General features: G+C 72.8%; 13 protein-coding genes. 6 read left to right on the top strand and 7 right to left on the bottom strand.

Annotated features, from left to right (window positions below; translation table 11 throughout):
* The coding region (locus tag E1284_RS31635) for a transporter substrate-binding domain-containing protein (protein WP_243714863.1) at window positions 1-826 on the top strand (826 nt) is incomplete at its 5' end.
* On the opposite strand, the gene E1284_RS31630 is transcribed toward E1284_RS31635, so the two are convergent.
* The gene (locus tag E1284_RS31630; protein WP_131943824.1) at window positions 827-1522 is read right to left on the bottom strand and encodes a hypothetical protein; all 696 of its coding nucleotides are present in this window, start codon (window positions 1520-1522) and stop codon (window positions 827-829) included. It lies immediately after the preceding gene.
* Window positions 1519-2160 carry an RNA polymerase sigma factor gene (locus tag E1284_RS31625; RefSeq protein ID WP_131943823.1) on the bottom strand — a complete coding sequence of 214 codons (642 nt, stop codon included), beginning with the start codon at window positions 2158-2160 and terminating at the stop codon, window positions 1519-1521. Before E1284_RS31625 ends, E1284_RS31630 begins: the two co-directional genes overlap by 4 nt.
* A 117-nt stretch (window positions 2161-2277) precedes the next feature.
* Here E1284_RS31625 and E1284_RS31620 point away from each other — a divergent pair, with 117 nt between their 5' ends.
* The 3 genes from E1284_RS31620 (at window position 2278) to E1284_RS31610 (ending at window position 5789) form a co-directional block, all read left to right on the top strand.
* Window positions 2278-2811, top strand: coding sequence for a hypothetical protein (locus E1284_RS31620; protein WP_131943822.1), 534 nt, complete (start codon window positions 2278-2280; stop codon window positions 2809-2811).
* 2 nt (window positions 2812-2813) lie between these two features.
* On the top strand, window positions 2814-4976 hold the full coding sequence (locus E1284_RS31615; RefSeq protein WP_243714862.1) for a bifunctional polysaccharide deacetylase/glycosyltransferase family 2 protein: 2163 nt from the start codon (window positions 2814-2816) through the stop codon (window positions 4974-4976).
* Between the two features lie 204 nt (window positions 4977-5180).
* Window positions 5181-5789 carry a TenA family protein gene (locus E1284_RS31610; RefSeq protein ID WP_131943820.1) on the top strand — a complete coding sequence of 203 codons (609 nt, stop codon included), beginning with the start codon at window positions 5181-5183 and terminating at the stop codon, window positions 5787-5789.
* Here the strand turns inward: E1284_RS31610 and E1284_RS31605 are convergent.
* Window positions 5786-6886 carry an alkene reductase gene (locus E1284_RS31605; protein ID WP_131943826.1) on the bottom strand — a complete coding sequence of 367 codons (1101 nt, stop codon included), beginning with the start codon at window positions 6884-6886 and terminating at the stop codon, window positions 5786-5788. The two genes, E1284_RS31610 and E1284_RS31605, sit on opposite strands and share 4 nt — an antisense overlap.
* A 5-nt stretch (window positions 6887-6891) precedes the next feature.
* Complete coding sequence (locus tag E1284_RS31600; RefSeq protein WP_131943819.1) at window positions 6892-7305, bottom strand: RidA family protein; 414 nt, start codon at window positions 7303-7305, stop codon at window positions 6892-6894.
* 96 nt (window positions 7306-7401) lie between these two features.
* On the opposite strand from E1284_RS31600, the gene E1284_RS31595 reads away from it, so the two are divergent.
* Window positions 7402-7839 (top strand): MarR family winged helix-turn-helix transcriptional regulator, encoded by a 438-nt coding sequence (locus E1284_RS31595; protein WP_131943818.1) that lies wholly within the window; start codon window positions 7402-7404, stop codon window positions 7837-7839.
* A gap of 159 nt (window positions 7840-7998) precedes the next feature.
* Here the strand turns inward: E1284_RS31595 and E1284_RS31590 are convergent, their stop codons facing one another.
* The 3 genes from E1284_RS31590 to E1284_RS31580 are packed head-to-tail and all read right to left on the bottom strand — an operon-like array spanning window position 7999 to window position 11544.
* Window positions 7999-10305 carry a heavy metal translocating P-type ATPase gene (locus E1284_RS31590; RefSeq protein ID WP_131943817.1) on the bottom strand — a complete coding sequence of 769 codons (2307 nt, stop codon included), beginning with the start codon at window positions 10303-10305 and terminating at the stop codon, window positions 7999-8001.
* A 32-nt stretch (window positions 10306-10337) separates the two neighbouring features.
* The gene (locus E1284_RS31585) at window positions 10338-11282 is read right to left on the bottom strand and encodes a hypothetical protein (protein ID WP_131943816.1); all 945 of its coding nucleotides are present in this window, start codon (window positions 11280-11282) and stop codon (window positions 10338-10340) included.
* 55 nt (window positions 11283-11337) lie between these two features.
* Window positions 11338-11544 carry a heavy-metal-associated domain-containing protein gene (locus E1284_RS31580; RefSeq protein ID WP_131943815.1) on the bottom strand — a complete coding sequence of 69 codons (207 nt, stop codon included), beginning with the start codon at window positions 11542-11544 and terminating at the stop codon, window positions 11338-11340.
* Window positions 11545-11735: 191 nt separating this feature from the next.
* Between E1284_RS31580 and E1284_RS31575 the strand changes: the two genes are divergently transcribed.
* Window positions 11736-12599 (top strand): Fpg/Nei family DNA glycosylase, encoded by an 864-nt coding sequence (locus E1284_RS31575; RefSeq protein ID WP_131943814.1) that lies wholly within the window; start codon window positions 11736-11738, stop codon window positions 12597-12599.
* The last annotated feature ends 124 nt before the right edge of the window (window positions 12600-12723 follow it).

Raw genomic sequence — 12723 nt, 5'->3', positions numbered from 1 at the left:
GGGATCGGGGGATTCGGGGATGCGGCGACTGGTCGCGGCCGGGCTGGTGGTGGCGTGCGCCGCGATGAGCGGGTGCGGTGGCGGCGAGGGGACGTCCATCCTGGCCGAGGACACGCTGGTCGCGGGCGTCCGGCCGGACCTGCCGGGCATCGGCTTCAAGCGCCCCGACGGGACGTTCGAGGGTCTCGACGTGGACGTGTCCCGCTACCTGGCCGACCGGATGGGGAAGAAGGTCCGTTTCGCCCCGGCACTGGCGCGCGACCGCGAACGCCTGCTCCGCGACGGCGACGTCGACATGGTCCTGACGTTCTGGCTGGAACCCGAGTGGAAGCAGCGGCTCGCGTTCGCGGGCCCGTACCTGCTGTCGTACCAGGACATCCTCGTCCGGGACGGCGAGCAGGGCGTCCGCGGGGTGCGCGACCTCGCCGGCCGCCGGATCTGCGCCGTCACCGGGTCGGGTGCGGCGGAGGCGGTGACCGTGGAGCGGCAGGTGCCGGCCGTGCCGGTCGCGGCCCGGTCCTACGACGACTGCATGACCATGCTGCGGGACGGCCGGATCGACGCGATCACCACGAACGACACCATCCTGGCCGGCCTGAAGACCCGGCAGGGCGACGGGTTCCGGCTGCTGAACTCCAGGTTCGGCGAGCGCCGCACCGGCATCGCGATCCGCAGGGGCGACCCCGACGGGTGCGAGGCGATCAACCGCGCCATCACCCGGATGTACCAGGACGGGACGATGGCGAAGCTCATGCGCACCTGGTTCGGCGCGTCCGGCCTCGACCTGTCGGACGTGGAGGTCCCCCAGTTCGAGGGCTGCCTCTGACTACGGCGCCGGGGCGGGGGCCGGCTGCCGCGTGGCGCCGTTCTCGGCCCCGCGACCGGACTTCTCGCCGGTCGGTGAGCCCTGCTTCGCCGTGCCGCCGGTGCCGTGGGTCTGCTGCCCCTTGCCGGGTTTGGCGGTCGGAGGGGTGCCGTTGCCGCTGCCGGGCCCGCGCGGCGGCGCGCTCGTGCTGTGCGGGTTCGGGCTGTTCTTCTGCTGCCCCGGAGCGGTGGCCTTCCCGTGCCGCTGCTGCTCCTCCGCCGAGGAGGCGGACGAGGACGGCGACGGCGTCGGCGACGTGTGCAGCGGCGTCGGCGAGTACTGCGTCGCCGGGGTGTTGTCGTGGCCGTCGCCGCCCTGGCGGTGGTGGCCGGGGGACGGCGCGGGCGCCGGGTCCTGGCCGGGGAAGTGCCCGGTCGCGTACGCGACGCCGCCGGTCAGCAGGATCGTCCCGCCGATCAGTGCGATGACCTTGGCGGTCATGAACCGGCGCAGCACGGCCAGCCGGGAGGCGCGCGCGGGGACGGGGGCCGCCAGGAACGCGGCGACGGCGGCGTCCTCGCCGGCGAGTTCCTCCGGGCGGCCCGGCGCGGCGGCGGCCGCCAGGAGGGAGTGCAGGGGCGCGTGCCCGCCCGCGCCGCCGAGCAGCTGCTCGGCGGTGCGCTGGTCGAGCCGTCCGGCCTCGGTGTGGTCGCTCATGACACCCCCTCAGCGCCGGTACTGCCGCTTTTGTCACCCTTGACGAGCGGCCGGGCGGCGTCAGCGCCCGGCGACCGGGCGGCGCCCGCCTCGAAAGTCTCCTCGGGCAGCCGCTCGGCGAGGCGGCGCAGGCCACGGTACGCGGCGGTTCGGACGGCGCCGGCGCGCTTGCCGAGGACCTTCCCGGCCGACTTGGCGTCCAGCCCCACGACGACGCGCAGCAGCACCGCCTCGGCCTGGTCGCGGGGCAGCTCGGAGATCAGCCGCAGCGCCCCCTCGGTGGCGATGCCGTCCAGGGCGTCGAGCTCGGTGTCGCCGCCGGCGGGCAGCGCGATCAGCTCCTCGGCGGGCAGGTCGGAGCCGGGGCGGCGGGACTTGCGGCGCAGGTGGTCCAGGGCGCGGTGCCGGGTGATCGTGGCCGTCCAGCCGCGGAAGCCGTCGAGGTCGCCGCGGAACGAGCGCAGGTCGCGGGCGATCTGCAGCCACGCCTCCGAGGTCACGTCCTCGGCGTCCGAGCCGACGAGCGCGCCCGCGAACCGGATCAGGCGCGGCTGGACGTCTCGGTAGAGCACGCGGAAGGACTCCTCGTCGCCGTCCTGCGCCGCCCGCAGCGCACGACCGAGTTCGTCCTCGTCCATCGCGCCATTGTGCAGAAATTCTCCCCGTGGTGTGACACGTACTCGCGGGTCGGCGCTGAACGGTTGACGCCCGTGTCGCCGGGGGCGCCGCCTCCCCGCACCGAATACTGGACGAACATGATCGGCAACTCCCCGTACGACCGGGACGAACTTCTCGTCACCGGCATCCCGCCGGCCGCGGAGCCGCTGGCGAGGCCGCCGGTGGAGTCCCCGCCGGATCCGGCCACCGAGACGAGACCGTTGAGGGAGGCGCCTCCCGTCTTCGTCGACGCGTCGGGCTGGCGCGCCCGGCTCGGCCGGCGGCTGGGCCTGCTCGCCGGTGCGCTCCTCGTCGTGTTCCTCGGCGCGCTGGGCCTCGGCATGACGACGGGGACGAATGTGCCGCTGACGCCGTGGAGCGAGCCGTCCGCCCGTCCGCACGTGAAGGTGACCCCGCCCCGGGTCGCGCCGTCCAGAACGGCTGATCCGCCCTCGGCCGCCAGGCCCGGACCCTCCGGACCCGCCGGGACGCCCGCTCCGTCGACGGCGCCCAGGTCGTCCTCCGCGCCCTCGGCGGCGAGGCCCTCGCCGACGGCCGTGACCTCGACCCATCCGGGCAAGTCCCAGGCGGAACCGCCCGCATGGGGACGCGGCAACAAGAAGACCCGCTGACCGTGCGACGTAGTGAGCCGCGGGGCCACTGGGCCCTGCTCATGCTCGGCGGGCTGGCGCTGACCGTGCTCCTCCTGCTCGACGGCTTCGCGCACGGCGCGGTCGGCGAGGCGCCCAGGGACGTCCCCGGGCATCCGGTCCCGGCGCCGGCGCAGGTCCGCTCCGGCGGGCCCGTGCTCAACCTCGCGGACGGCACGCCGCGCAGCCGCCGCATGCCGCCGAAGACGATCGCGCTGACGTTCGACGACGGCCCCGACCCCGAGTGGACGCCGCGGATCCTGGACGTCCTGCGCCGCCGCGACGCGCACGCCACGTTCTTCACCATCGGCGCGCACGTGGCCGAGAACCCGGCGCTGACCCGCCGCGTCCTCGACGAGGGCAACGAGATCGGGTCGCACACGTACACGCACGTCGACCTGGCCACCGCGCCCGCCTGGCGGGGACGCCTGGAGATGGACCTCACACAACGGGCGCTGGCGGGCGCGGCGGGCGTCCACACCCGGCTGATGCGGATGCCGTACTCGTCCCGCCCGGACGGCCTGACCGAGCCGGAGTGGCGCGCGGCGGAGCGGGCGGGCGAGGACGGGTACATCGTCGTCCTCACCGACCGCGACACCGAGGACTGGGCCCGTCCCGGCACCGACGCGATCGTCCGGACGGCGCTGGAGGCGGAGCGGCGCGGCGAGGGCGCGGTCGTGATGCTGCACGACTCCGGCGGCGACCGGGCCGAGACCGTCGCGGCCGTCGAGCAGATCATCGACCGGCTCCAGCCGCGCGGGTACCGGTTCACCACGCTCACGCAGGCGCTCGGCATGCCCGCCGCGGAGGTCCAGGTGCCGGCGCACGAGAAGGCCGTCGGCTGGACGCTCGTCGCCGCCCAGCGCGCCGCGTCCGCCCTCACCGGGACGATGGGCGCGCTGTTCGCCGCCGCCGGGATCCTGTACGTGCTGCGGCTGATGCTGCTGCTGGTGTTCGCGCACGTCCACATGCGCCGCGTCCGCCGGCCGCGTCCGCCCGTCATGCCGGAGATGACGAGATTCGGGGAGTTGCCGCCGGATCCGTTCCCGCCCGTGTCGGTGATCGTCCCCGCCTACAACGAGGAGGTGGGCATCGCGGCGACGATCGCGTCGCTCCTCGACACCGACTATCCGGGCAGCGTCGAAGTGATCGTGGTGGACGACGGCTCCACCGACGGCACCTCCGCGGTCGTCGACGGCCTCGGCCTGCCGGGCGTCTACCTGCTGCGGAAGCCGAACGGCGGCAAGCCCAGTGCGCTCAACGCCGGCCTGTTCGCGGCCCGGTCCGAGATCCTCGTGCTCGTGGACGGCGACACCGTCTTCCAGCGCGACACCATCCGGCACCTCGTCGCGCCGTTCACGGACCCGTCGATCGGCGCGGTCAGCGGCAACACCAAGGTCGCCAACCGGGGCGGCATTCTCGGACGCTGGCAGCACATCGAGTACGTCATCGGGTTCAACCTCGACCGGCGGATGTTCGACATCCTCCAGTGCATGCCGACCGTGCCCGGCGCGATCGGCGCGTTCCGGAGGTCGGTCCTGGCCGAAGTGGGGTGCGTGCCAGGCGACACCCTGGCCGAGGACACCGACCTCACCATGGCGATCTGCCGCACTGGGGCGCGCGTCGTCTACGAGGAGAAGGCCATCGCCTGGACGGAGACGCCGTCGTCCCTGAGGCAGTTGTGGAGGCAGCGCTACCGCTGGTGCTACGGGACGATGCAGGCGATGTGGAAGCACCGCCGCTCCGTCATCGAGACCGGTGGCTCAGGACGCTTCGGACGCCGCTGCCTGCCCTACCTGATGGTCTTCCAGGTACTCCTCCCGCTGTTCGCACCGGCCGTGGACCTGTTCGCCCTGTTCGGCCTGCTCTTCCTGGACCCGGTCGCGCCCGTCCTCACCTGGACGGCGTTCGTCGCCGCGCAGGCCGCCGCCGGCGCGTACGCCCTGTGGCTGGACGGCGAGCGCATCCGTCCGCTGTGGGCACTGCCGCTGCAGCAGTTCGTCTACCGGCAGCTCATGTACCTGGTGGTCGTCCAGTCGGTGGTCACGGCGCTGCTGGGGTCGCGCCTGGGATGGCACACGATCCGGCGCACCGGGACCTTCGCGGGGACCAGGGAACAATCCCGGGGGCCCGTCGGTTACACATGACAGCCGGTGTGCCTGGTGTCCCCGGGCCTCACCTTTTGCCTTTACGGAATACCGTCCGGCTGGAGCCGTATTGTGCCTTTCGCCGAGAGGCGACCCACACACCGGCCGCACGACCAGGGCCCCGCCGGGTCGCACGATCCGGCGGGGCCTGGTCGTATGCGGGTGATGTCCAGGTCAGGCCGGGTCTGGGGCAGACTGGCCGCCATGAGTCTCGCCGCACATCTGGAAGAACTCGGCCGTCCCCTGGTGGAGGAGCAGCTCAAGCACCCCACCGTGGCGGGCATCGCCCAAGGGAACCTTGACGAGGCCGTATTCCGCTCCTGGCTCGAACAGGACTACCTCTACCTGCACGACTACGTGCGCGTCTTCTCCCGCCTCGCCTGGCAGGCCCCCGACGCCCACCTGGGCGACCTCGTGGACCTCGCCTACTCGACGTTCCACGAGGAGATGGAACTGCACCGCTCCCTCTCCGCCGAGTTCACGGCCGACCTCGACGGCGCCGAGAAGGGGCCCGCCTGCGTCGCCTACACCTCGTTCCTGCTGGAGAGCGCCGCCGTCTACGACGAGGGTCTCGCCGCCCTCTACCCGTGCATGTGGGGCTACTCCACGCTCGGGCAGCGGCTCGCCGAGAACCCGCCGTCGGAACCGCGCTACCGCCGCTGGGTCGACACCTACGCCGACCCCGGCTTCGCCGACCTGACCCGCCGCATCGCCCAGATGATCGACGAGTCCGGGGCCGACACGGAGACGGCCGAGCGCTTCTTCCTGGAGGGCATGCGCCACGAACTCGCCTTCTGGGACGTCCCGCTCTAGACGTCGGCGCTCTGGATTTCGGCGGCGGCGAGGGCCGGGTAGTCGACGTAGCCTTCGCCGCCTCCGCCGTAGACCAGCTCGGGGATGTGCGGGGTGAGCGGCGCGTCCGCGGCGAAGCGGGCCGGCAGGTCGGGGTTGGAGATGAACAGCCGCCCGAAGGAGAACAGGTCGGCCAGTCCGACCGCCACGACCTGCTCCCCGGCCCGCCGGGTCGTCGGCTCCGGCCCGTTGAAGTTCCCGATCAGGGTCCCCGACCAGCGCGGACGCAGGTCGGCCAGCGCCCCGTAGGCGCCCCGCTCGATGACGTGGAGGTAGGCGAGGCCGAGGGGATCGAGGGCGTCGACGAGCGCCCGGTAGGTGCCCTGCGGGTCCTCCTCGGCGATCTCGTTCTCGGGGTTGTGCGGGGAGATGCGCAGCCCGACCCGTCCGGGACCGACCTCGGCGGCGACGGCCTCCACGACGTCCAGCGCGAACCGCAGCCGTCCGGAGCGGGAGCCGCCGAACCGGTCGGTGCGCCGGTTGGTGTTCTCGGCGAGGAACTGCTGGATGAGGTAGCCGTTCGCGCCGTGCACCTCCACGCCGTCGAACCCGGCGCGGATCGCGTTGCGGGCCGCCGCGGCGAAACCGGTGACGGCCGCCTCCGCTTCGGCGGTCGTCATGGCGCGCGGCGTCACGTGCTCGACGTCGCCTTCGCTCGTGTAGACGGGCTCGCCCTCGATCCGGACCGCGGACGGGGCGAGGGGCGTCGCGCCGCCCGGCAGGATGAGCGGGTGCGTCATCCGCCCCACGTGCCAGAGCTGGGCGAAGATCGTCCCGCCTGCGGCGTGGACGGCTCCGGTGACCTCGCGCCACCCGGCGACCTGCGCGTCCGTGACCAGGCCCGGGACGCCGGGGCCGCCCTTGCCGAGGACGTCCGGCCAGAGGCCCTCGGTGACGATCAGCCCGGCCGTCGCGCGCTGCGCGTAGTAGGTGCCGGTCAGCGGATGCGGGACGCCGGTCGCGTCGTCGGCGCGCCCGCGCGTCATCGGCGCCATGACGATCCGGTTGGGCAGGGTCAGGTGGCGGCCCTCATAGGGGGTCAGCAGCGTGCCGGTCATCGTGCTCACCTCGCGACCGTGCCGGCGTCGACCGCGGTGGTGTCGACTGCGGTGGCCTCGACCTCGATGCGCCAGTCGGGCCGGGCGAGCGAGGACACCTCAAGGAGCGTGTCGGCGGGGTAGGGCTCGCTGAGGAACTCCTCGCGGAGCCGGATCACGTCGTCGAGGTCGGCCGCCATGTCCCGGACGAAGATGCCGATCTTCACGACGTCGGCCAGGTCGGCGCCCGCCGCCGCGAGCACGCGCTGGACGTTCCGGAACGCCTGGCGCCCCTGGTCGAGGAAGCCGCCGGACACCGTCCGCCCGTGCTCGTCGATGCCGGCCTGCCCGGACACGTGGATGAACCCGCCGGCCCGGACGGCCTGGGAGATCCGGTACGGCTCGTACCAGTCGGGGGTGGTGGCGATGCGCTCGATCATGCCCTGCTCCTAATTGCATGTACATGCATGTGTTGTATGTACATGCAGATATTGGCGGTGCATGTACGCTGGTGTCAACCAGGAAGCGGGTAAGGCATGAGCGTGGACGAGAAGGCGCCGGTCACGGCGGACGGTCTGCTCTGGGACGGCGTCGTGACCCTGCACGGGCGCGTCGAGGCCCGGCTCGCCAAGGCGCTGCAGAGCCGGCACGGTATCGGCCTCTCGGAGTACCGGGCGCTGTGCCGCCTGTCCCGTGCCGCCGACGGCGAGCTGCGCATGCAGGAGCTGGCCGACCTCATCGGCCTCAACCAGAGCTCCGTCAGCCGGCTGGCCGCCCGGCTGGAGGCCGCCGGGCTCACCCGCCGCGACATGTGCCCCAAGGACCGCCGCGGCGTCTACACCGTCATCACCGACGAGGGGCGCGCCGTCCAGCGGAACGCCGCCCCCACCTACGCCGAGACGCTCACCGCGGCCCTCGACGACGCCGCCGACGACCCGGCCCTCGCGCAGCTACTGGGCGTCCTCCGCCCCTGACACGATCGCCTCGAAGGACGCGGCACGCCCGCGCTCCGCGTCGGGCCGCTGCGGCACCCCGGCTCTGAGGTTTCCCGTGAAACAGGCGTGGCGAGACGGTGCCCGCATGCGTGAGCGCGCGGTCCCCGGGTAGGGGCCGCGCGCTCACGGGCGGGTCGCTCAGCTGGGTGCCGGAACCTCGTGACGGCCGGGCTCGGAGGCCGCCTTGACGGTGCCGTCCGAGGCGGCCGTCAGCGGCTTGAACCGGCGCAGGCGGAGGCTGTTGCTGACCACGAAGACCGAGGAGAACGCCATCGCGCCGCCGGCGATCATCGGGGTGAGCAGGCCGGTCGCCGCGAGCGGCAGGGCCGCCACGTTGTAGGCGAACGCCCAGAACAGGTTGCCCTTGATCGTGCCCAGCGTCCGGCGGGAGAGGCGGATCGCGTCCGCCGCCGCCCGCAGGTCGCCCCGGACCAGGGTCAGGTCGGACGCCTCGATCGCCACGTCCGTCCCGGTGCCCATCGCCAGGCCCAGGTCGGCCTGGGCGAGCGCGGCGGCGTCGTTGACGCCGTCGCCGACCATCGCCACGGTCCGGCCCTCGGACTGCAGGCGCTTGACGACGTCCACCTTGTCCTGCGGCAGGACGTCGGCGATGACCTCCTCGATGCCGACCGTGTCGGCGACCGTGCGGGCCACCGCCGCGTTGTCCCCGGTGAGCAGGACCGGACGCAGGCCCAGGGCCTTGAGCTGGTCGATCGCCTCGCGGGACGTCGGCTTGACCTGGTCCGCGACGGTGATCACCGCGCGGGCCTCGCCGTCCCAGCCGACCGCGACGGCCGTGTGGCCGAGCGCCTGCGCCTTCTCCATGGCGCGCTCCAGGTCGGGCGTCAGGTGCTGCGACCACTCGGCGAGCAGCTGCGGACGTCCCGCGAGGACGCCGTGGCCGTCCACCATCCCCTGGACGCCGAGACCCTCGATGTTCGCGAAGTCCTCGACCGTGCCCAGCTCACCGCCCCGCTCGACCGCGCCTTTGGCGATCGCCTGCGCGATGGGGTGCTCGGACGCGTTCTCCAGCGCCCCGGCCAGCCGCAGGACCTCGGCCTCGGTGACGCCGTCGGCGGTGATGACGTCGACCAGGGCCATGCGGCCGGTGGTGACGGTGCCCGTCTTATCCAGGACGACCGTGTCGATCGCGCGGGTCGACTCCAGCACCTCGGGGCCCTTGATCAGGATGCCGAGCTGCGCGCCGCGTCCCGTCCCGACCATGAGGGCGGTCGGGGTGGCCAGGCCGAGGGCGCACGGGCAGGCGATGATCAGCACGGCGACCGCTGCGGTGAACGCGCCGGCGAGGGGCTCGCCGGTGCCGATCCAGAACCCGAGCGTGCCGACCGCGAGCGCGATCACGATCGGGACGAAGATCCCGGAGATGCGGTCGGCGAGCCGCTGCACCTGCGCCTTGCCGGTCTGCGCCTCCTCCACCAGCCGCGCCATCTGGGCGAGCTGGGTGTCGGAGCCGACGCGGGTCGCCCGCACCAGCAGGCGCCCGCCCGCGTTCACGGTCGCGCCGACCACGGCGTCGCCCGGCCCGACCTCGACCGGGACCGACTCGCCGGTCAGCATGGACGCGTCCACCGCGGACGAGCCCTCCTCGACCGTCCCGTCCGTGGCGATCTTCTCGCCGGGGCGGACGACGAACACGTCGCCCGCCGCGAGCGTGTCGACCGGGATGCGCTCCTCGCGCCCGTCCCGGACGACCGAGACCTCCTTGGCGCCCAGTTCGAGCAGGGCGCGCAGGGCGGCCCCGGCGCGGCGCTTGGACCGCTTCTCGAAGTAGCGTCCGGCCAGGATGAACATGGTCACGCCGGCCGCGGCCTCGAGGTAGATGTTCATCGACCCGTCCGAGCGGGTCATCGAGAACTCGAAGCCGTGCTTGATGCCGAGCTCGCCGGCGGTGCCGAAGAACAGCGCCCACAGCGACCAGCCGAACGCGGCGATCGTGCCGAGCGAGACCAGCGTGTCCATGGTCGCCGTGCCGTGCCGCAGGTTGATCGCCGCGGACCGGTGGAACGGCCAGCCCGCGTAGACCACGACCGGCGCGGCCAGCGTCAGCGACAGCCACTGCCAGCCCTCGAACTGGATCGCCGGGATCATCGCCATCGCGATGACCGGGACCGACAGCACGATCGAGGTGATCAGCCGCTCCCGCAGCGGGCGCAGCCCGTCGTCCGGCTCCGGTTCTCCCTCGGCGCCGTCCGCGGGCGCGGCCGGCAGTTCGGCGCTGTAGCCGGCCTGCTCCACCGTGGCGACCAGCTCCTCCGGGGACACCCCCGGAGAGAACTCGACGCTGGCCTTCTCGGTGGCGTAGTTGACCGTCGCGGTCACGCCGTCCATCTTGTTGAGCTTCCGCTCGATGCGGTTGGCGCACGACGCGCACGTCATACCGCCGATCGCCAGCTCGATACGCCCGGACTCGGTGTCCGTGCTCATCGCTCCTCCTCTGCCTCGATCGTGCGGTTCGTTCAGTGCCCGTGGGGCTGGTCGTCGTGCCCCGGCTCGTCCGCGGGTACCCCGGCATCGCCGGCGTGCACGGTGAACTCGGCCGTCCGGACCTTGCCGTCGTGCTTGAAGTCCAGGTACAGACGGTATGCGCCGGTGCTGGGCGCTTCGGCGAAGAACGTGACGCCGGGGCCCGGCTTCGTCTTGCCGTCGCCCGGCTCCCCGTCCGGGTGGACGTGCAGGTAGGCGAGGTCGCCCTGCCGCAGCGCGACCAGGTGCCCGTACGCCTCCAGGTAGGGCTGCAGGTCGGTGACCGGCTTGCCGTCCTTGCTCACCGTCAGCGTGAGTTCGGTGGACTTGCCGGGAGTGAGGCCGCCGGTGAGCCCGACCTCGTACCCGTCCACCTTCGCGACCTGCTCGGGCTTCGGCAGCGGGGTCCGCCGCATGGCGCCCGGAGCGAAGACGTCGATGCCCAGGGTCAGCTGACGCGCCGCGCCCTGAGGCTGGACATCGGTGAAGAACCGGTACACGCCGGGCTTCGGCAGCTCGATTGGCACGGTCCAGACGCCGCCCCCGATCTCGGTCGGGTGCAGGTGCTGGAAGCCGGACAGATCGCGCTGCGCGACGATCAGGTGCAGGCGCTTGCCGTGCAGCGGCGTGAAGCCGGTCACGGGCCTGCCGTCCGGGCCGTCGATGGTGAACCGGAAGTCGGTCTTCTCGCCGGGGGTCACGGTCGTGGTGCGCGGGGTCAGCGTGTAGCCGTCCTCGGAAACCTGGAGCCCGCCCGGGGCGTGCGACGCGACGGTGCCGCCGCCGTGCCCGCCGCCGTGGCCGCCGGTGCCGCCCTCATGGGAGGCCATCTCCGCGGTGCCGCCGATCGGGCCGGCCGCCTTGCCGATCCCGGCCGCGCCGCCGAAGACGACGGCGAGGCCCAGGACGTAGGCGCTCACCTTGGTCGCGCTGTTCATGCCGATTCACTCCACTCGATGCGCGTCAGGGTGCGCCCCCGCAGGGGCGCCCCGGTCATGACTGCAGCTGGTATCCGGCCTCTTCGACGGCGCCCTTGACCTGCGCGTCGTCGAGGGGGGCCTCGCTGGTGACGGTGACGTTGCCGGTCTGGAGGTCGACGTCCACGGCGGTCACGCCGGGGATCTGCTCGACCTCCTCGGTGACCGAGCTCACGCAGTGGCCGCAGGTCATCCCGGTGACGGTGTAGGTGGCGGTGCTCATCGGCGTCTCCTTCGCTTATTACCCCTGGGGGGTATCTGGCGTTCCTCATGCTGCCATAACGCTACGACCCTGACAACCCGTACCCCCTAGGGGTTGTTCCGAGATCCCGGTCACAGGGATTCCCCAGGGTTTTCCACAGGCGTCCACAGCCCTGTGGACGATCACCCCGCCGGTTCGCCGATACTGAGGGCATGCCTGAGCTACCTGAGGTGGAGGCGCTGGCGGGGTTCCTGCGGGAGCGCGTGGTGGGTCACGCCATCGCCCGCGTCGATGTTCTCGCCATCTCCGCGCTGAAGACGTACGACCCGCCGGTGACGGCGCTCGGCGGGCTGACCGTCACCGGCGCGTCCCGGCACGGCAAGTTCCTCGACCTGGACGTCGACGGGCTGCACCTCGTGATCCACCTGGCCCGCGCCGGCTGGCTGCGCTGGCGGGACGAGATCCCGGCGCGGCCCGCCCGCCCCGGCGGCAGGAACCCGCTCGCCCTGCGCGTCCACCTGGACGACGGCTCGGGATTCGACCTCACCGAGGCCGGGACGAAGAAGGGCCTGGCCGTCTACGTCGTCCGCGACCCGTCGGACGTCCCGGGCGTCGCCTCCCTCGGCCCCGACCCGCTGGACGACGCCTTCACACCCGGCGCGCTCGCCGGGATCCTGAACGGCAAGCGCACCCGGATCAAGGGGCTGCTGCGCGACCAGAAGGTGATCGCCGGCATCGGGAACGCCTACTCCGACGAGGTGCTGCACGCGGCGAAGATGTCCCCCTTCAAGATCGCCGCAACGCTCACCGACGACGACGTCGCCGTCCTGCACGAGGCGATCGTCACCACGCTCCGGGACGCCGTGGAACGCTCGCGCGGCCTCGAAGCACAGGACCTGAAGGGCGAGAAGAAGACCGGCCTCCGCGTCCACGCCAAGGCCGGCCAGAAATGCCCGGTCTGCGGCGACACGATCCGGGAGGTGTCCTTCGCCGATTCGGCGCTCCAGTACTGCCCCACCTGCCAGACCGGCGGCAAGCCGCTCGCCGACCGCCGCATGTCCCGCCTCCTGAAGTAGGTCCCGGCTGAATCCGGCCGCCCGGCCGGGATGCGGCCGGGATGCGGCGTATCGTGTCGCGAGCGAACCCCCCGCTGATCACCTCGGTCAGGAGCCGCCATGGGATACCCCCCACCCTGTCTCT

The organism is Actinomadura bangladeshensis (assembly GCF_004348335.1).
GTDB lineage: Bacteria > Actinomycetota > Actinomycetes > Streptosporangiales > Streptosporangiaceae > Spirillospora > Spirillospora bangladeshensis.
This window is presented reverse-complemented; position numbering and strand designations above follow the sequence as displayed.